General features: G+C 38.9%; 19 protein-coding genes and 1 riboswitch. Of the genes, 3 read left to right on the top strand and 16 right to left on the bottom strand.

The window, feature by feature from the left end; translation table 11 throughout:
* Position 1: 1 nt before the first annotated feature.
* The 4 genes from ACFS5O_RS11770 to ACFS5O_RS11755 all read right to left on the bottom strand — a co-directional run bounded on the left by ACFS5O_RS11770 (position 2) and on the right by ACFS5O_RS11755 (position 2,965).
* Positions 2–250 carry a hypothetical protein gene (locus ACFS5O_RS11770; protein WP_205726711.1) on the bottom strand — a complete coding sequence of 83 codons (249 nt, stop codon included), beginning with the start codon at positions 248–250 and terminating at the stop codon, positions 2–4.
* Between the two features lie 295 nt (positions 251–545).
* Positions 546–1,136 (bottom strand): genetic competence negative regulator, encoded by a 591-nt coding sequence (locus ACFS5O_RS11765; RefSeq protein ID WP_144699332.1) that lies wholly within the window; start codon positions 1,134–1,136, stop codon positions 546–548.
* Positions 1,137–1,235: 99 nt separating this feature from the next.
* Positions 1,236–2,147 (bottom strand): MerR family transcriptional regulator, encoded by a 912-nt coding sequence (locus ACFS5O_RS11760; protein ID WP_205726712.1) that lies wholly within the window; start codon positions 2,145–2,147, stop codon positions 1,236–1,238.
* A gap of 65 nt (positions 2,148–2,212) precedes the next feature.
* Entirely contained in the window at positions 2,213–2,965 is a 753-nt protein-coding gene (locus ACFS5O_RS11755) for a metallophosphoesterase (RefSeq protein WP_205726713.1), read from the bottom strand.
* 175 nt (positions 2,966–3,140) lie between these two features.
* On the opposite strand from ACFS5O_RS11755, the gene ACFS5O_RS11750 reads away from it, so the two are divergent.
* Positions 3,141–3,356, top strand: coding sequence for a hypothetical protein (locus ACFS5O_RS11750; protein WP_205726714.1), 216 nt, complete (start codon positions 3,141–3,143; stop codon positions 3,354–3,356).
* Between the two features lie 4 nt (positions 3,357–3,360).
* On the opposite strand, the gene ACFS5O_RS11745 is transcribed toward ACFS5O_RS11750, so the two are convergent.
* The 5 genes from ACFS5O_RS11745 to ACFS5O_RS11725 form a co-directional block, all read right to left on the bottom strand.
* Positions 3,361–3,813, bottom strand: coding sequence for a DUF2663 family protein (locus ACFS5O_RS11745; protein ID WP_205726715.1), 453 nt, complete (start codon positions 3,811–3,813; stop codon positions 3,361–3,363).
* Positions 3,814–4,008: 195 nt separating this feature from the next.
* A complete protein-coding gene (locus ACFS5O_RS11740; RefSeq protein ID WP_205726716.1) occupies positions 4,009–4,314 on the bottom strand; it encodes a hypothetical protein in 306 nt (101 codons plus the stop codon).
* Positions 4,280–4,933: a CPBP family intramembrane glutamic endopeptidase gene (locus tag ACFS5O_RS11735; protein ID WP_205726717.1), complete on the bottom strand. Its 654-nt coding sequence runs from the start codon at positions 4,931–4,933 to the stop codon at positions 4,280–4,282. Before ACFS5O_RS11735 ends, ACFS5O_RS11740 begins: the two co-directional genes overlap by 35 nt.
* A 3-nt stretch (positions 4,934–4,936) precedes the next feature.
* On the bottom strand, positions 4,937–6,442 hold the full coding sequence (locus ACFS5O_RS11730) for a RecQ family ATP-dependent DNA helicase (RefSeq protein ID WP_205726718.1): 1,506 nt from the start codon (positions 6,440–6,442) through the stop codon (positions 4,937–4,939).
* A complete protein-coding gene (locus ACFS5O_RS11725; RefSeq protein ID WP_205726719.1) occupies positions 6,420–7,412 on the bottom strand; it encodes a YpbB family protein in 993 nt (330 codons plus the stop codon). Before ACFS5O_RS11725 ends, ACFS5O_RS11730 begins: the two co-directional genes overlap by 23 nt.
* Before the next feature lie 305 nt (positions 7,413–7,717).
* Between ACFS5O_RS11725 and ACFS5O_RS11720 the strand changes: the two genes are divergently transcribed.
* Positions 7,718–7,966, top strand: a complete 249-nt coding sequence (locus ACFS5O_RS11720) for a ferredoxin (RefSeq protein WP_066395765.1) — start codon at positions 7,718–7,720, stop codon at positions 7,964–7,966.
* Positions 7,967–8,158: 192 nt separating this feature from the next.
* The gene (gene serA, locus ACFS5O_RS11715; protein WP_205726720.1) at positions 8,159–9,733 is read left to right on the top strand and encodes a phosphoglycerate dehydrogenase; all 1,575 of its coding nucleotides are present in this window, start codon (positions 8,159–8,161) and stop codon (positions 9,731–9,733) included.
* A 53-nt stretch (positions 9,734–9,786) separates the two neighbouring features.
* Here the strand turns inward: serA and ACFS5O_RS11710 are convergent, their stop codons facing one another.
* From ACFS5O_RS11710 to resB, 7 genes are all read right to left on the bottom strand, one after another.
* Positions 9,787–10,599, bottom strand: coding sequence for a histidinol-phosphatase (locus tag ACFS5O_RS11710; RefSeq protein ID WP_205726721.1), 813 nt, complete (start codon positions 10,597–10,599; stop codon positions 9,787–9,789).
* Positions 10,600–10,840: 241 nt separating this feature from the next.
* On the bottom strand, positions 10,841–11,371 hold the full coding sequence (locus ACFS5O_RS11705) for an ECF transporter S component (protein WP_205726722.1): 531 nt from the start codon (positions 11,369–11,371) through the stop codon (positions 10,841–10,843).
* Complete coding sequence (locus tag ACFS5O_RS11700; protein WP_205726723.1) at positions 11,364–11,765, bottom strand: DUF4430 domain-containing protein; 402 nt, start codon at positions 11,763–11,765, stop codon at positions 11,364–11,366. The genes ACFS5O_RS11705 and ACFS5O_RS11700 overlap by 8 nt, the downstream gene beginning before the upstream one ends.
* Positions 11,766–11,927: 162 nt before the next feature.
* Positions 11,928–12,111: riboswitch (cobalamin riboswitch) on the bottom strand.
* 114 nt (positions 12,112–12,225) lie between these two features.
* Positions 12,226–14,025, bottom strand: coding sequence for an ATP-binding protein (locus ACFS5O_RS11695; protein ID WP_205726724.1), 1,800 nt, complete (start codon positions 14,023–14,025; stop codon positions 12,226–12,228).
* A complete protein-coding gene (locus ACFS5O_RS11690; RefSeq protein ID WP_066395787.1) occupies positions 14,022–14,738 on the bottom strand; it encodes a response regulator transcription factor in 717 nt (238 codons plus the stop codon). Before ACFS5O_RS11690 ends, ACFS5O_RS11695 begins: the two co-directional genes overlap by 4 nt.
* Positions 14,739–15,236: 498 nt before the next feature.
* Positions 15,237–16,421, bottom strand: coding sequence for a c-type cytochrome biogenesis protein CcsB (gene ccsB / locus ACFS5O_RS11685; protein ID WP_205726725.1), 1,185 nt, complete (start codon positions 16,419–16,421; stop codon positions 15,237–15,239).
* Between the two features lie 25 nt (positions 16,422–16,446).
* On the bottom strand, positions 16,447–18,051 hold the full coding sequence (gene resB / locus ACFS5O_RS11680) for a cytochrome c biogenesis protein ResB (protein WP_205726726.1): 1,605 nt from the start codon (positions 18,049–18,051) through the stop codon (positions 16,447–16,449).
* Positions 18,052–18,061: the final 10 nt, after the last annotated feature.

The following is an 18,061-nucleotide window of genomic DNA, read 5'->3' as shown; positions in this document are numbered from 1 at the left end:
CTTAATGGTCACTCCTAGCCCAAAAGTTTATGTATATATTATATTCCCTGCCGTCATATCGGTTCAGGTTGTAAAAAATATTAATAATCATAACATGTTTTGTCTCTAAATTCACAATGATATCTACATGACATTTTCTTTTATGTTCAATCTTTTTCTTATAAAGTGTTGCACCGCCAGAGTAGTTGATTGCCGTTCCAGGCGCACGCTTTCCGTGGGGCAGGCGGTGAGCCACGTTGGTAAGCTTCACTTTTTAGTGTCTCACCTTTCTAGTTACAGTGGCTAGCCCCTCGAGGTCAAAAGCTAAATGATCCAGAAGGCAAAGTGCGCCTTCCTTGCTCATTCACCTTTTGCTTGTCGGGGCTGAACGACCCACTTCCATTTCTCAAACTGCCCGCCTGTCCCACAGGAGTCTCCCACCTTGCACTACTATCAACTTTCAAGGGAGACAAGCATTTAAAAGAAACAATCTCTAAATAATCGCTTAGAAAAGAGTCTTTTCCAAATAAATAAGGACGCAAAAATTTGCGCCCCTCTCTTAACACTTACTTAAAATAACGATACAGCTCACTTATTGCATCAGATTTCATTAGCTCTTTTCCATACTCAATGACTCGATAACTTGTAATCGTTGAGGAGCTTCCGAACTCAGCAAGAAGAGCTATGAATAGATCAAGGTCAACTGGCTGGACCTCGTCTTCTTCAAACTTTAAGTAGAAATGGTTATTAAAGGAATATAGAGTGCCACCTTTGATCTCTAGAGAATGTAGGCGTTTGGCAAGTAAAATAACGTCTTCGAAAGATGAAAACTCATAGAATATCTCATCGTTCTCATCTAACGTGACTTGCATCTCTATATAATCTTCATCATATTCTTCTTCAAGTTCATACTCGTTGATTCCTTTTGTTACAATTACGACCATACCTTGAGCTGGAAGTGAAAAAACTTCAACCGCAATAGGACCATCAGCTTTAAACCCTACTTCATCATCAGCTTCAGTCATCATGTCTCGAAAAAGCTGATGTACTTTAGGAATATCCTGCCATATTTCTTCCTTCGAAATACCACGTTCGTTTAAATCATCAAAAGTTAGGAAGATTTTTATTTTGTTATAGGTTAACCGTTCTACCCGCATCTCTGGTCCCCCTTACGATCGGCGCTATTATGTCTTAATATCAATATATGAGTTTTCAAAAAGTTGGTGATAAACATCCAACAAAATTTAAAACCTAACCTATTGATTCTTCAGCTTCTGTGCAATCCAGTCGTCCCACTCTAGCTTCGTATTTCCGATTAAGAATGATTTGTACTTCTCTTGCGTTTCTGAAGAGATATGATTGATCGCTGCACCTCCGACACCAATAGCGGTATTCGGAAACTCCTTTTTCAGGCTGTTCGCCCATTCCAAGGTTTTCTTGGAATTTTCAGCGATCGTACATGAGAAAAATACCATCTTTGGTTCTACTTCTTTCATTACAACCTCAAAGTCTCTTTTTGGTATTCCATGTCCTAAGTATATAACTTCAAAACCTTTTCTTCTTAAGAACAATGTAAACATTAGAAGCCCTAGTTCATGCTCTTCATCCACACCACACGCAGCAATAACCTTTGGTAAATATGGATCAGATGGAAGCCATTGAATAAGTTGTCCAATCTTACTACGTAAAAAGGATGAAGTAAAATGTTCGTGCGCAACAGTAATTTTTTGTTCTTCCCAAAGGTGTCCTACGCGTACTAATAATGTACCCAAAATATCAATAATGACTTTTTCCAAATTATACATACTGAAAGCTTGGCTCAAAAGGTCGTTAGCTTTCTTCTCCTGAAAGGATAAAAGTGCCTCTAATATCAGATTACCCATTTCAGCAGCCCGATCCGTATTTTCGATCGAAAAAGGAGCTACTTCTTTATAAAGTTCCCCATTTTGGGCAACGTCAACCGCTTGACTGATCGTAAAACCTTGATTTACTTTACTCACTAGCCACTTTAATATGTAAACTTGCTCGTCGGTGTATAGTCGATGGCCAGCCTCATTTCGGTTCGGCTTTACGATTGAATAGCGTCTTTCCCAAGCTCTTAATGTTCCTGCTTGAATGCCGAGCATCTTCGAAACCGCTTTAATGTTATATTTCCCTTCACTAGGCATCCGTTCTTCCTCCAATAAATAGGTTAAGAAGAGTATATCGAAAAAAACGCTGTAATGTAAACTTTTTACCGTGTTAAGGTTATCAAATGTGTTTGACTAGGGGCTCCTAACCTTAAAGGTAGATGTGTTGCTCCATAGCCGTTACTCACTAATAGTGTATGTGTCATCTCATCGTACCAGCCGCCTCTTTTCGCAATTCCGAGCGGTCCAAAACGTATTTGTCCCCCATGCGTGTGCCCCGTTAATACAAGCTGGATGTTATCTTCACTGCTGAGCCCTTTTGATATATCAGGATTATGACTGATCAATATTCTGCAAGTAGATTGACATTCTTTAAGGGCATCCTCTAGAGAGGCAAATCCTAACGAGGTATCATTTACTCCAACTAAATCAATGACTTCATCATTTCTTTTTATAGAGAATGCCGTATTGTCTAAGATTGTTGCACCTTCATTTTCAATCGTGGAAGTCAACTGTTTCGTATCCACATCGTAATCATTGTTTCCCCATACAAAGAATACAGGTCCAATGGTTGCAAGGCGCTTGATGTTATCTTCTACCTTCTCCATGGAAACTCCTTTTTCCACAAGGTCTCCGCCGATTACAACAAGATCCGCTTTTCCTGAATCTTTAATAATCTTTTCTGACACTACCCGCTTATGAACATCTGAAATAAAAAAGATCTTAAAGTTTTGAAAAGGCTTTGGCAGTTCTGTAATCTTGATTGAATCATATATGACACGATTTCGATGCGCTTCAATATACATATAGAGTAAAAGAGATATACCTGCTAAGAGGAATAAATATAAAAAGATCATTGTGCCCTCCTGATATGAATTTAAATGATCATATCATATTTTTATTTACGCGTACTATGCAGACCTATACGCTGCTAATTTTTTGAATATTTAAAAAGATCTGTTGAAAAAAATGTAAATTTCACGTATGATTAATTTACATGATTAACCAAAATAAGAGGAGAGGAAAAACATCATGACATTAACGAAATTGAAGAATAAATCTCTCGTGACCGACCCGGAGCTGTCTTATAGCATGCGACTCGGCCTTCCGATTGAAGTGTATTGTACGGAAAAGCACGAAACGCTAGCATTCGGTAGAATCGATCATTTTTGTGAGTTAACAGTCGTTATTCAAGGTCAGCGCCACGATCGAAATTCTTGTTTATTTTTTGGTTGCCCTTGCCAGTAAATCTTTATTTGTGAAGAATATTAATGTTGTATTCATGTTTCATAAATTCAAAAACAACATGCCTCTGGTTCCATTGTTCCTCATCACTCCACCATTCTTCGTTACGATCGATAAAATCTTTTCGAATCGCTTCAAAATCATCATCAGCTTTTTTGTATTTCTTTTTCATCCAAATCATATAAAAGCTTGCAAAAATAATAAATCCTGTACAGATCCATACCATCTCATCACTGAATAACAACGTGAGTGGATTTGAAAATCTCGAGGCTGTTGGCACCTTATAGTAGTAAAGGTAGACGAAGGTTGCTAGTACAACAAAAATCATGGATAATCCCCATTGGTTGATGGCTTTTTTCCATCTGTCTTTTTCAGCTTTTTTATCAACAAGCTGGGCTAAAACAATACTTGTCAATTCATTAACAAAGGGCTTTATCTTCCAGTGATTCAGTGCATTCATACGCATAACCTCCTGTACACATAACTATGCCTATACAAGCAGATTCATGCTTTTTAAAAATAGCTATTCGACTTAACCTCACTTTAAGATCCATTCCTGTAGAAACCGATCAAAAAATACCAACGATCGTTTCGAAAAATCGTAAATAAACTTAACAAAATAAAGACCGTTTGGAATATCTTCTCCAGACGGTCTTTATTCTTCGATTTCTACTTGTTCAACACCTTTTCGATCTTCGCTTTGTACAGGTATATAAAGATCTTTAGCCCACAATTTATAGGTAACCGTAATTCCAATCAAAAGAATAAAAGCAGCTAAGAGTATGCGTGTCACTAAAAAAGTGGTATTCCTCTTTACTTTTTTAGCGTTTTTTTGCTTTCTTTCATTTTCTCTCTTTTTCCCGTGAACTTCTGTTCTCGAAGGCAAAGAATGAACATGTTGTACAGCCGCCGGATGGTCTACTGTTTTATTTCTCAAACTCTCCGCTTGATCGTTCTTCATCCTGATCCACACTCCCACTCTCGCTGTTCGTAATATTGTTGTTGCTATTGTTTTGTTTCGCTATCCAGCATCCTGAAATAAAATCAATCAGGAAATGAGCGATGAAAGGCACCCAAATGTTATCCGTCATCTCATAGATCAGACCCAGCCAAAAACTTAAACCACATACAATACTAAAAAGAACAGGTTTTTTTATATAACGAACATGCAGGACAGCGAAGATCATACTCGTTATAAACAGACCCAATAAAGATTGTAAGACTCCTCGGAATAACCACTCTTCAGCAAAAGCAATTACTCCCGTGAGGAAAAAGATATGCCTGTAAGAGAGAGATCCAAATATCTTTTCATTGATTCCACCATCATCTAACCATTCTTCAGGCAACCATTTTTTTAACTGAATGGATAAAAAAGGTAGGAACAACCCTGTACTTATTCCAACCAACCATTCGTACCCAGTCAGATCTAGGTCATTCAGCTTCCATGGAAAAGAAACGTTAAAGAAGAAGGCTAGAGCAAACGCGGCTACGATAAACAAACTTTGTGAAAAATAGACGTTTAACAAAAGTTCTCTTGGTGTAATCTGGTCGATCCAGTTGTTTTTTTCAGAATTCCTCATCCTCTAGTAGTACACTTCCTGTCTTAAAAGTCGTCTTAGTTCCTCTTCCCATAATCCATAAGATGTGTTAAATGACGCTTGTTTTCCATAAAAGTGCGAAAGGTCTGTACCACAGTAACCACAGCAAAGTGTATCAGGTTTAGGTTTAGGTTCAGGTTCTCCAAAATATTTCAGCAGCCCACTTCTTTTACACGCATGACTCGTTGCCCACTTTTCTATCGCCTTTAATGATTCTATTTTATCAGCTTTTCTAGTCTCAATCGTAGATTTTATTTTTGAGATCAACGCATTTTTTTCATGAACCTCTAGATTTCTTTTATCAAGAACACCCGCTTTTTTTAAGTGATATTCCATGAACCGTTGACCTGTTTCGGATAATCCAACAAGTTTCAGTTTTTCTCTGTACGTATGTTCTTTTACTTGTTCGTGGTCAGAAAACAAATAATCGATTTGTATGAGATCAGGCAGTTCTTGATCAATAAAATGATAAGGTATCTCAAGATCTGCCCGATGATACAGCAGGACGGCGACAGAAGATTTCGAGTCTCTACCCGCTCTCCCGATCTCCTGAAGATACCCTTCGATCGTAGAAGGTGTTTGAAAATGGATTACAAATCTGATGTCCGATTTATTAATTCCCATTCCAAACGCATTTGTACAAACAATAATGTTCAGTTGTGATTCAAGAAACTGTTTTTGAACAAGAAGTCGTTCATTCGCGTTCATACCACCATGATAAAAAGCGACGCCTTCTATTTCATGATCTTGAAATTGTTTAACGAGAGCTTCTGCCCCCATCCTCGTATTCGTATAAATGATGCCTGGGCCTTCGAGCTGCTGAACAAGCTTGATCGCTCGTTCCACTTTTTCATCATGCTCATCAAAGTGTTCAACAAAGATAGATATGTTCGGACGGTTCACACTATGAATATGTACTTCTGCGTTTTTCATGTCGAGATGATGAAGGATGTCATCTTGTACTTTCTTTGTTGCAGTCGCTGTTAATGCGAGACAAAGCGGATTTCCCATCGCTTTTTTCATATCTGATAGCTCTAGATAAAAGGGACGAAACTCATGACCCCATTGTGAGATGCAATGGGCTTCATCCACAACAAATAAAGACCATCTAACTGACAGTAGGATAGAACGGATGTAAGAATTTTGAAGAATTTCAGGACTCACGAACACAAACTGATAATCTTGTATCCTCTTTAAGATGTTTTGTTTCTCACCCTGGTCTAAAAAGCTGTTTAGAGCGATGGTTCTCTTAAACCCAGCTTGTTTGAACTGATCTACTTGATCTTCCATCAATGAAACCAACGGAGAAATGATAAGAGCTCTTCCTTTTAGAAGATGTGCTGTCATCTGGTAGATGAGTGTTTTCCCCGTTCCAGTCGGCAGCATTCCTAACACATCATTCCCTTTAAGCAGGTCTTCCACAATCTCTTTTTGTCCAGATCTAAACGTTGAAAATCCGTATAATTCTTTAAGCGCCGCTTCCAGTTGCATGTTTACCACCTTCTTTTGCGAGTACTAACCTGATTTGAAAATAAGACAGATGTGGAAAGGCGTCTTTAAATGGACGAAGTTTCGTTTCATTTGTTTTGCTGTAGAAGTGTTTCAATTTCAAAACTTCTTGTTCATCGATGTAAGGTATTATTGAAAAGTCAGGCACTTCTCTTGCGATTTCGACAAGATGATCTTCCAGTGTACTCATCTTAAGATTTCGAACACTCATGATTTCTTCTATAGATTTATTACTTCTTAACATTTTAAAAGTTAGCGATGCTGAATTCGTTAACGCGGGAGCCTGTGTATAGGTACCTATTAAAGAGTGAAGCATGGGGAAATTCTCCTTTTCATAAACAATTTTGTGTATGAGAGAATGCAAGACCGCCCGGAAACGTAGGACTGTCTCTTCCTGACTCAAGTCTTCAACACGTGATAACTGCTCAAAAGTACTGCCGATTCTATGATAGCCAGATAGTTTCTTTACAAATAGATCAGCTGATTTAGGTCCATGTTCTAACAGTATTCGAGATACCTCCCGATAAACTTTTTCCGCATGAATCTTTCTCTCTGACTCAGACTTAGGAAATATAGATTTTACTTTATGGATCACAGCGTAATCTCTGACTACCGGTGAATAATTAAAATGACCGTAAAGTGAATTAGAAAGAGCTTGTACATATAACGTGATTACTTGCCAACATGAAGTCTCAATTGAAGCATATTTCAGTCCGTTTAAATGTTTTAAGTAGGATAATCTATCATTCTCATACTTAAGTAACTCTTCACCTTTTTCAGTAAGAACGTAAACATGATTCTCTAAAGTTTTTATATATTTTTCTTTTATCAAGCTATGGATGGACTCAGTAAAAGTATCATGTGCCATGCCCTTAAAAGCAGCATAATATCGTTCAATGCCAAACCATTGACTGTCAGACAAGGATTGCGCTGTTTTCTTTCCTGTAACCATATAATAGACGCCCGAGCTTTTTCTACTTCCGTTTACTTTTTGAAAAATATCTAATAAAACAACATGACAAATATCTATAATAAATCACCACACTTTATCATATAATCTATCTTATCAGATTTAAGGAAATTTAAGAGTAAAAGTGTTATATTAAGAGGAAGATTGGGAATAAAAGATATGACGAGGTCCTAATTTTCTATTGAAATGTAGAGGGATACTTATTACAATATGATTAGTAGACCCTTAATTTAAAATGGTTAAATATGTAAGCGGGTATTTTTTCAATTCCTTAGGAGGTATTCATTATGCCAAAGTATACGATTGTTGACAAAGAAACTTGTATCGCATGTGGAGCATGCGGAGCTGCAGCACCAGACATTTACGATTATGACGACGAAGGAATTGCGTTTGTAACTCTTGACGATAACCAAGGAATCGTTGAAATTCCAGATGTATTGTTAGAAGATATGCAAGATGCATTCGAAGGCTGTCCTACAGACTCCATCAAAGTATCTGATGAGTCATTCGATGGTGATGCATTAAAATTTGAATAGTTTTATTCATACCAGAACCCTCTTTTATTAGAGGGTTTTTTATTTATTTTATTAAGGATGATTCTCATTGTCAATTCGTTTTCTTATATTTTGAAACCGCTATCTTAAAAATCATAGTTGTACCTATCGTCAGAATGTGATAAATTATCAAAATATTGATGCTATTCATAAAGATAGACAAGGGGTGGAACTGTGACAGCAACCGTATTAGTCTGTGATGGAATAACGAGTGAAGGTGTTGAACCGTTAGTAAAACTTGAAGGCGTTGAGCTGATTTTCGGAAAACTAGATGAACTTACTCAACCCGAAAACATTCAAGGTATTATGGTAAGAAGTGCAACAAAGATTACTGAAGATGTACTGAATCAACTGCCAGCGCTTCAGATCATCGCACGAGCTGGTGTTGGTGTAGATAATATCGATCTGAACGCAGCAACAAAAAGAGGTGTGCTCGTCGTAAATGCACCTGAAGGAAACACCATTTCAACAGCAGAACATACTTGGGCCATGATGATGGCATTAGTCCGTAACATTCCACAAGCAAATCAATCTGTCAAACAAGGTGAGTGGAACCGCAAAAAGTATACGGGCCAAGAACTCTACCAGAAAACACTCGGTATAGTCGGCATGGGAAGAATTGGCTCAGAGCTTGCAAAGCGCGCGAAGAGTTTCTCCATGAACGTACTTGTATTCGACCCTTATTTTCCGAAAGAAAAACAAAAAGAACTATCTGTTACTTCTGTTGATCTTGATACGTTAATCCAACAGAGTGACGTTATCACCGTTCATACCCCGCTTACAAAAGATACCCATAAACTATTAAATCTTGATAACTTAAAATACGCTAAAAAAGGTGCGTTCATCTTAAACTGTGCTCGTGGAGGCATCATCGATGAGGAAGCCCTTCTTCACTACTTAGATATTGAACATCTAGCTGGATGTGCTCTTGATGTCTTTGAACAAGAACCACCCGTCAGCCGCTCTTTAGTCGATCATCCTAAAGTAATCGTAACACCTCATATTGCTGCATCAACGGTACAAGCGCAAAAGAATGTTGCTTACATGGCAAGCGATGAGATTCGATCTCATTTCTTACACCAACCATTAAAACACGCGGTGAACTTCCCTTCACTTTCAAAAGATACGTATGAGAAACTGATTGCTTATTATGATTTCTCACATCTTCTTGGTTCTTTTACGACGCAGTTCTTTAAAGAACCCGTTTCAGAGATTTCGATCGGATATGGTGGATCCTTATCTGAAACTGATACTTCTTCCCTTACACGCAGTTTTTTGTGTGGCTTTTTAAAAACGAGACTAGACCGCCCTGTTAACGATGTAAACAGTATGGTGGCCGCCAAGGAACAAGGAATTGTTGTCGGTGAAAAGCATGGGACAGATGATCACGGTTATCCGAATATCATCCATGTAAAAGTCACAGGTCTGAATACAACATTTACACTTTCGGCAACACTTGTTAAAGGCTTTGGAGGCCGAATTATCAAGTTGAACGGGTATACGGTTGACTTTGTACCACAAGGATCTCTTCTTTACATCGAGCATCGTGACACTCCAGGAATCATCGGAAAAGTAGGAGCATTTTTAGGAGAACGAAACATCAATATCGCAACGATGCACGTCGGGCGTAAATCAGCAGGTGGTGAGGCGATGATGGTCCTTACCTTTGACACGCAGCTTCCGGAATCTACTCAGAAGGATCTCGTGAGCATTGAAGATCTTCTTGTTTGCAAACCTTTAGATCTATAGGATAGAAATAACAAAAAGCTCTGCATGAATTTTGCAGAGCTTTTTCTTCGTGATTAACCTAATTCAACTTCTTTTCTTTCTCCATTCTGAAAAGTCATCAACTTTGTATAACCGATCTCTTTTGCGAGCTTAATCGTCGACTCATAGTTCTCTCCCACCTGGTGAGGTTCATGAGCATCTGAAGAGAGGACGATCGGTATTCCTTTTTTATAGCAAAGGGATAAAAGTTCTGGCTCTGGATAGATTCGTCCGACCGGTTTTCTTAGACCAGCAGATGAGATCTCTACACATGTTTTTGAATTTTTTAACGCATCCGTGATGCGCTCATACTGTTCAAAAAGAAATTCTTGATCAGTTGGGACATATTTAAAGATCTTGACTAGATCAATATGTCCAACGATATCAAATAGGTTTGATTCTGCGAGTGTTACGATTTGATCATAGTAGGAACGATATGTTTCATAAAGATCACGACGATCCCATTCTTTGCGATATTCTGCAAGGTCTATTCCGAAATCATCGACCCAATGCACAGATCCAATCACATAATCGAATGGATACGTTTTTATAAAAGTCTCCATCTCATCATGTCTTCCTGGCGTATAATCCATTTCAATCGACATGCGGACGTCCAATTCCAACTGATCTGCTCTTTTAAAGAGATTCACATAATCATCCATCTTGTAATAGCGTCTTTCTTCCATCCATGGTTTAGATACGATGTTTTTTGTTTCATAAAAGTGATAAGCGTGTTCAGAGATCCCAAACTCTTGTATTCCCTTCTCTTTTGCCGTGTCTACAAACTGTTTTAGATAATCGATCGTCAATGTCCCTTTTTCGAGATGAGAATGGTAATCTGTTAGCATATTAATCTCCTTTTTAAAACGTTTTACCATATGTACCATGAAATCATTGAACGTTCAAGTGTTTATGCTCCCAATTTACCTCCGATAAATAAGACGCTTAAGCACATCATTAAAAAAATCACAGCAAAAAAACGGTTCAGATAATCTCGCATTTTGCCCTCCTAGGTAAAAGTAAAATCAACTTTATCATCCTATTCAGCTTTTCAACTTTTTGAACCGGTTTTTAAAGAAAAAAAGCTCCCTATTCAAAGGCAGCTTTTTGGCTAACATCCTTATTTATATAATTTTCCATTACATAAAGAAGTGGTTTGTAAAGAACGATAAAGAACACTACGTTGCCGATCGCATGATTTAGATCAAAAGGAAGACTCGCTAAGTAATATGGCCAGAATTTCTGCATGATGATTCCGCCAAAGAGAACGGACATGATAAAACCAAACAAAAAGCCACAAAACCCAGCATAGATAGGCAGCAACAACCAAGGAATCTTATGTCTATATCTGCCTAAGTATGCGCTCATAACGGCAATCAGCCCCCATGCAAACATCTGACCGAACGTCCACAAGCCATGTCCTAAAAATAGATTGGTTGTGATCGTACTTAGTATCGCAAGTAAGAGCCCTTGAGCTGGACCGAGTACGAATGAAGCAAGAATCAGTATCGTCGTATTCGGCTGAACATTCGGTATCATAGCAAAGGCGATTCTACCCACTGTTAATATCGCAGCTAGTAATGCGATGATCGTTATTCTTTTTACCGTAAGCTTATTCATACTTGTGAAGATCAAATTCTACGACATCGCCAGGTTTTAACGTGATTTCTTTAGCACCCTTCATCGCTTCTTCACCGTTTACAGAGAAGAACCATGATGTTTTGTCCTGTTCGCTCCCCGCCACTCCTTCGATACTGCTTATAAATGCTCCATCGTACTGTGTTTCAATCTTAAAATTATCTTGCATCACGTCCATGATCGTCGCATCTTTTGCAATCTCAATTTTCTTTTCTGTAACCTTTTCTTTTCCGTTATCTTTTGTGATTTGAACCGTTACTTGCTCTTTTTTCGTTTCTTCTTGTTTAGGCTGATCAGCCGTTTCCTTCGTTTCAGTCGTTCCACAGCCCACCAACATCATCATCATTGTTGCTAATACTAAAAGTAATTTTTTCATGATTTACCTCTTTCTGTTATAAAAACGCTTTGTTTGGTACTACACAATTTACTTTACGCAACTAAAAAAATCCCCTTCGGCTACGAAGGAGATTAATAGTATACAGGCAGAAAACAGCAACCGGCCCCGGTACTGTTAAACACCCCCCTATCCTCGTAGGTCATGTCATGTAACAAACAGGCAGGTCTCCTGGCTCTTGATCATCGTCTCCTAACGCCTTCCCGTTTTCACAGTGGCGATACTCTAGGATTCTCACAATTACAGTGGCGGGACCGCAACGGCATCTAACCGTTTTCCCTATTAAGCTCGTCCAATAAAGGACTGCACCTGTTTAACACGTATGAAATTTTTATGAAATCACAATTCCTATTATAAACATATTGGAGAAATTTGTGAAATCCTTTTTTAAAAACGGCTTTTGTTCCTTATGAAACAAGATTAATCGGGACGTATTGCTAATTTATTTCAACGTTCGCGGAACAACGAAAGAAAATGTCGTACCTTCATTATTCTTACTATGAACGCTGATCTGACCACCATGTGCTTCCACAATGTTTCTTGCAATGGCAAGACCAAGACCCGTTCCACCAGATTTTCCTCTTGTTCTTGCTTTGTCCCCTTTATAAAAGCGTTCGAAAACAAATGGCAGGTCTTCTTCTTTTATGCCCGTTCCATTGTCTTTAACGAAAAACTTCACGTTCTGATCGCTAACTTCGACAGTTAGGTTTACAAACCCGCCTTGAGAAGTATGACGAATGGCATTATCAATCAAATTGGTTAAGACTTGCTCAATTCGATCTGGGTCGATATCCATCTCCTCTTGCAAGGTTTTGAGATTCTTTTTAAATTCTAGATTTAATTGAATCTCTCGGTCTTTAGCAGGACCTTGAAATTTCCGAACGATTCTTTCTGCAAAAGGAATGATCGGAAGAGAGCTGTAGTGAAGCTTCATATGTCCCGCTTCTAATCTTGCAAGGTCGAGGAGTTCGTTAACAAGTCTTCCCATCCGTTTCGATTCGTCTAAGATGATTCCAGCTAATTCTTTCTTCTCTTCTTCAGATTCTGCGATATCATCGACGATCGCTTCACTATATCCTTGAAGCATCGCGATCGGTGTCTTCAATTCGTGTGAAACATTCGCTACAAAATCTTCTCTAAGCTTGTCCATACGACGTTCTTCTGTCATATCTCGAAGGACAGCGACTGCTCCTCGTATCATAGATTGGTCATACAATGGCGTCATGACAACTACCCATGAGCGGCCTTGTATCGCGATCTCTGTCATCTGTTCACTCTCTAGAGCAACAACCTGTCCAAAGAGCTGTTTGACCGTCTCAGGAACGTTTCCGTTGACCTCTGTCTTCATGCCTGATTCATAATAGAATGCCTGTAGGAAACGATCAGCAGGAGGATTCGTAACAAGGATGTTCATTTTTCTATCAAAAGTGATCACACCATCTGCCATCGAACTCAAAACACTCGTTAGCTGCTCTTTTTCTTGATTCAACGCAGTAATGTTGTTTTTTAATTGTCTGCCCATCCGGTTAAACGTCATGCCAAGTTCACCGATCTCATCATGTGTTAAAATCGGTACTTTCATATCAAACTCACCTTTAGCAACAGATGTCGCCGCTTCTCTCATCCTTCTTAGTGGTGCGGTAATACGCGTAGATAAGAAGAACGCAAAAATCGTAGTTAAGATGATTGCGATCCCTGCTGCTAAAAAGATGAGATACTTTGTATGATTCGTTGTCTTTTCTACATTCTCGATGGATTGATAGACGTAAACGGCTCCTGCATCTTCCCCTGATCCATATGGTTCACCGTAGATAATCATTGTTTGCATCGTCTCATCATTTTTATTCAGAACGGGAAAATCTCCGTTTACATAGATCTTTTTTCCATTCTCTGCGACAGTTGATAACTGATCGTTCTCTTTGAAAACAGAGACAGGGATATATGGTGCATCATCGTAAGTATTCTCAGACATAAAGGATTCCTGATTTTCATCTATGATCATGATAGACATGGAATATGCTTCGGCCATTTCACTAGTGACTCTGATAGCTTCTTCCTTGTTTTCATCGCTTTCCATAATTAAGACGAGTCGATCAGCCATCTTTGTCAATTGATCTTCTGCCTGATTATCATAAAAGTTCTCAAAAAACTGCGTAAGAAGAATGGTCAGAAGAGTTAAAACAACTGAAACTAATAAAAGTATCGTGATCCAAAGTTTACCAACTACACTTCTCCAGATCATTCATTCCCAACCTCAAATTTGTACCCTACTCCCCAAACGGTTGCAATCATGGATGCTGCATCAGGTGAGACTTTGTTAAGCTTCTCTCTAAGTCTTTTCACATGTGTATCTACCGTTCTTAGATCACCAAAAAATTCATAGTTCCATACATCTTTTAGGAGTTGTTCGCGCGCATAGACTTTATCTGGTGTCTTCGCTAGATAGTACAACAACTCATATTCTTTTGGTGTTAAGTTAACTTCTTTTCCGCCAGCTGTTACACGGTGAGCATCGTGATCGATCGTAAGGTGTTTAAATACAACTACGTTTTTTGCAACCGTCTCCGTTTGAAGGAACTTTGTAGGAGAAGACCTTCTTAACAGTGCTTTTACACGCAGAATAACTTCTCTTGGGCTGAAAGGCTTTGCAATATAATCGTCCGTACCTGCTTCAAATCCTTCTATACGATTGAGCTCTTCTCCTTTAGCGGTTAACATGATCACAGGAGTTGCTTTCTTCTCTCTTAATTTTTCACAAACCTCAATGCCATCCATTCCTGGAAGCATAAGGTCGAGCAAGATCAGATCAAAATTGATAGATACTGCCATCTGTAATGCATCCTCACCGTTTTCTGCTTCATGAACTTCGTAATTCTCTCGCTCAAGATACATCGTTAATAGTTTTCGAATTCTTTCTTCATCATCAACAACTAGAATTTTAGCTTCTGTATCCATATTCAATCCTCCACTTAAAATCTGTTAAACAAGATTTTTTCCTGTCTCTATCATACATGAAACCAACTACACTAAACAAACCGGACATGCTGTAAGTCTGTTTTCTTTTGATTTAGGGATGGTTTTGAATAAAACTTATTCAGTAGTTGATTTCCGTTACAGATGCTCGCTTTCCACGGGGCGAACGGTGAGCCTTCTGTCTAGTTGCAGTGACTATCCCCTCGAGGTCAAAAGGTAAACGGTCAAGAAGTCAAAGTGCGCTGTCCTCGCCCATTTCCCTTTTGCTTGTCGGGGCTGAACGAGTCACTTCCACTTTTCGGACTGCCGCTACGCGCTGGCCGCTCGTCCCGTAGGAGTCTCGCATCTTCCACTACAATAAACTTATCAATGTAGTAAAAAAAATGATTAAAACAACAATTCTTAAAGGTCATTATGTAGTTGATCATGTTCGTCTACTTTAAAAAAGTCTCTCTAATGAAAGAGAGACTTTTTAAATCTTTAAGCGTATGAATGCAATCCTACAAGAACAAGGTTTACAGCGATTAAGTTAAATGTGATGATCCAGAACCCTAACACACAAAGCCAAGCAGACCTTTCTCCGTGCCAGCCTCTTGATAATCGGAGATGAAGAAAAGCGGCATAAAACAAGAACGTGATAAGAGCCCATACTTCTTTTGGATCCCATCCCCAGAATCTTGACCAAGCTTGCTGAGCCCAAATCATAGCAAAGATAAGTGCTCCTAGCGTAAAGATAGGAAAACCGATCGCAACTGCTCGATAGCTGATCTCATCGAGAAGATCTGGTTTCATTCTAACTTTTGTCTGTAGAGCTGCCGCTATTCGTTTTCTTAATATCAAACGAAGCAAGCCGTAAAGTACAGCTCCTGCGAGTAATGACCAGATGAACGTGTTTAATTTTATAGAAGCATCAACACCGTTCATCCAAGATGGAGTGGAGAATAAAGGACCAAATGAATCATCCAGTTGCTCTCCATTACTTGGACCAGCAATAGCAGGCATATCATATACCACTTTTACCGCCTGGTTATTATCGTTCATCACTTCAAACGTTGTTTCATATCCAGCAGCTTTAAATCCGATGGAAACAAAGATGAATCCAACAACTGCAATCAGGCTATAAAGAATGACCTCTAACCATAAAGTCTTTTTCGACGATACTGTCTGATCAACGGTACGGATCAAGTAAATCAGTCCTGATACGAAAGAGATCGCAAGGATTCCCTCTCCTAAGGCTGCTGTCGTCACATGAATTTTCAGCCAATCACTTTGTAGTGCAGGGATCAGTGGAGAGATATCTCTCGGAAACATGCTCGCGTACGCGATGACCAAAACGGCGATCGGCATCGCAAACACGCCTAGACCGTTCGTTCGATAGATGATGTACAAAATAATAAATGCGAGTACCATCATCATCCCAAAAAACGTAGTGAACTCAAACAAGTTACTTACAGGAGCATGTCCACTTGCCATCCACCTCGTAATAAAATAGCCTAATTGAGCGGCAAAACCGACACACGAACTAATGAACCCTATTTTCCCCCATTTTTTTGTATGAGCCGCATCTTTTCCCTTTTTATCAGATATAGACATTGCAAAAAATAGAGTAGAGAACAAGTAAATAATAAATGCACTGTATAAAAGTGTACTGCTGATTTCAGCCATCATTAACCCTCCCGCTTGAACAGCTTTACTTTGAAGCTGTTTCTTTTTCTTCTAAAGGTGTGAGATTGGTCTTATCAGACAGAAATTCCACATCTTTTTTCAAGCCATACCAGTTCTTATTCGTATGAGCAGCGGCCCATACTTCACCTGCGTTTTGTTTGATCCATATTCTTCTATAGTTCCAATACAACCCTTGCGTAACACCAATCATAAAGATGATTCCGCCAAGAGCGATGATCCAAAGCGTATGGTCTTTTCGTACTGTAAGCGCCGTTAAGTCTTTCGTTTCAATACCAGCGAAAGACATTTTAAACAGATTCTCACCAGAATCTATGTTTTTCTGAATGCCTACAAATGCTTTTTCTCCTTCTGGTGTTTTAGGAGAATACATAGAGAATACAAACGCTGGATTATCTGGCAAATTATTTACGGTTGATGGCTGATTCTGTTCGTTTAGGACGAAGTTCGGAAAATATTCTTCGATCTTAACTTTATAGCCGTTCCCAAGATCATACTCTTTTTTAGGATCATGAAGATCAACGGTTAACTTACCAAACTTATTACCTGTTGCTTTTTCTTCGAGTTCAAAACTCATCTTGTAAAACTCATTAAGTTTAAAGTCCGTTTGATATAGAGCAAACGAGTCGAACTTAAACGGTTCGTTCACTCGAATCTCACCGCTTTTCACTTTTTCGAGCTCTGGCTCTGCTCCAATCGTATGGTTCTCTTTTGTTTTGTAGAGTGTCACGTTACTTTGATAGTTCTTTGCCACTTCTCCATCTACAGAGCTTAGTGCACTATTAAACTTCTTTTCTTCCTTATCATACATCTCAAGTATGAAATCGTTGTTTTCTAGATAATATTGTCCTTGTTCGCTTGAAGTGCCCGGAATCGAAGCTTTCTCTCCTTCACGAACCCACAAGATATCGTCAACATACATTCCCGGAAAGAATCGAAGCATCGCTCCTGTTAAAAAGATAATGAGTCCAACATGGTTGACATAAGCACCCCATCTTGAAAAGCGTCCCTTCTCTGCAAAAAGGTTTCCATTTTCTTCTCGAACTTTATAACGAAGAGATTCTAGTGTGTACTTGATCTCATCAAGTTCCACATCACTGCTTTTTGAGAACAAGCGCTGATTCTTCATGAATTGATCATGTCTTGTTACTCTTTGGGTCTTTAAAGCTTTATAAAGCGGTATACCCCGATCTAGGCTGGCAATAATGATAGAGAGTCCTAACATACCTAGCAAAAGGATAAACCACCATGAACCATATAGGTTATGAAAGCCTAACAAATAATAGATGAGTCCGAGCGTACCGTATTCGCTTTCATAATGAGTCGCAGGATCAACATTTGGAGGTATGAACGTCTCTTGTGGAAAAATGGTACCGATCGCTGCTGCTACTAAAATAATAACAATAAGCCAAACTCCAACTTTAACAGAAGAAAAGAAATTCCAAATCTTATCCACAAACGTCTGTTTATAGGTCTGAGATCGTCTTGCGCTTCCTTCATATCTCATGCTTGATAGTATCTCAACATCTTGCGTCAACGGTTTACCGCAAGCTTGACAAAGGCTTGTTCCGTATGGGTTAGAGTGGCCGCATTCACATGTTATCGTTTGCATCATTTCACCC

Source organism: Fictibacillus nanhaiensis (assembly GCF_042686385.1).
GTDB lineage: Bacteria > Bacillota > Bacilli > Bacillales > Fictibacillaceae > Fictibacillus > Fictibacillus nanhaiensis.
Note: the sequence above shows the minus strand (reverse complement) of the source record. Positions and strands in the feature narration are given on the sequence as shown.

What these genes read in the sequence shown, in the direction of transcription:
- ACFS5O_RS11755 (WP_205726713.1), bottom strand. Translation starts at nt 2,965, where the DNA reads ATGATCTTTTTATATTTATTCCTCTTAGCAGGTATATCTCTTTTACTC.
- ACFS5O_RS11725 (WP_205726719.1), bottom strand. Translation starts at nt 7,412, where the DNA reads ATGGTTACAGGAAAGAAAACAGCGCAATCCTTGTCTGACAGTCAATGG.
- ACFS5O_RS11750 (WP_205726714.1), top strand. Translation starts at nt 3,141, where the DNA reads ATGACATTAACGAAATTGAAGAATAAATCTCTCGTGACCGACCCGGAG.
- ACFS5O_RS11735 (WP_205726717.1), bottom strand. Translation starts at nt 4,933, where the DNA reads ATGAGGAATTCTGAAAAAAACAACTGGATCGACCAGATTACACCAAGA.
- ACFS5O_RS11710 (WP_205726721.1), bottom strand. Translation starts at nt 10,599, where the DNA reads ATGCTAACAGATTACCATTCTCATCTCGAAAAAGGGACATTGACGATC.
- ACFS5O_RS11705 (WP_205726722.1), bottom strand. Translation starts at nt 11,371, where the DNA reads ATGAATAAGCTTACGGTAAAAAGAATAACGATCATCGCATTACTAGCT.
- ccsB (WP_205726725.1), bottom strand. Translation starts at nt 16,421, where the DNA reads ATGGCTGAAATCAGCAGTACACTTTTATACAGTGCATTTATTATTTAC.
- ACFS5O_RS11690 (WP_066395787.1), bottom strand. Translation starts at nt 14,738, where the DNA reads ATGGATACAGAAGCTAAAATTCTAGTTGTTGATGATGAAGAAAGAATT.
- resB (WP_205726726.1), bottom strand. Translation starts at nt 18,051, where the DNA reads ATGCAAACGATAACATGTGAATGCGGCCACTCTAACCCATACGGAACA.
- ACFS5O_RS11745 (WP_205726715.1), bottom strand. Translation starts at nt 3,813, where the DNA reads ATGAATGCACTGAATCACTGGAAGATAAAGCCCTTTGTTAATGAATTG.
- ACFS5O_RS11740 (WP_205726716.1), bottom strand. Translation starts at nt 4,314, where the DNA reads ATGAAGAACGATCAAGCGGAGAGTTTGAGAAATAAAACAGTAGACCAT.
- ACFS5O_RS11765 (WP_144699332.1), bottom strand. Translation starts at nt 1,136, where the DNA reads ATGCGGGTAGAACGGTTAACCTATAACAAAATAAAAATCTTCCTAACT.
- ACFS5O_RS11760 (WP_205726712.1), bottom strand. Translation starts at nt 2,147, where the DNA reads ATGCCTAGTGAAGGGAAATATAACATTAAAGCGGTTTCGAAGATGCTC.
- ACFS5O_RS11695 (WP_205726724.1), bottom strand. Translation starts at nt 14,025, where the DNA reads ATGATCTGGAGAAGTGTAGTTGGTAAACTTTGGATCACGATACTTTTA.
- ACFS5O_RS11700 (WP_205726723.1), bottom strand. Translation starts at nt 11,765, where the DNA reads ATGAAAAAATTACTTTTAGTATTAGCAACAATGATGATGATGTTGGTG.
- ACFS5O_RS11720 (WP_066395765.1), top strand. Translation starts at nt 7,718, where the DNA reads ATGCCAAAGTATACGATTGTTGACAAAGAAACTTGTATCGCATGTGGA.
- ACFS5O_RS11730 (WP_205726718.1), bottom strand. Translation starts at nt 6,442, where the DNA reads ATGCAACTGGAAGCGGCGCTTAAAGAATTATACGGATTTTCAACGTTT.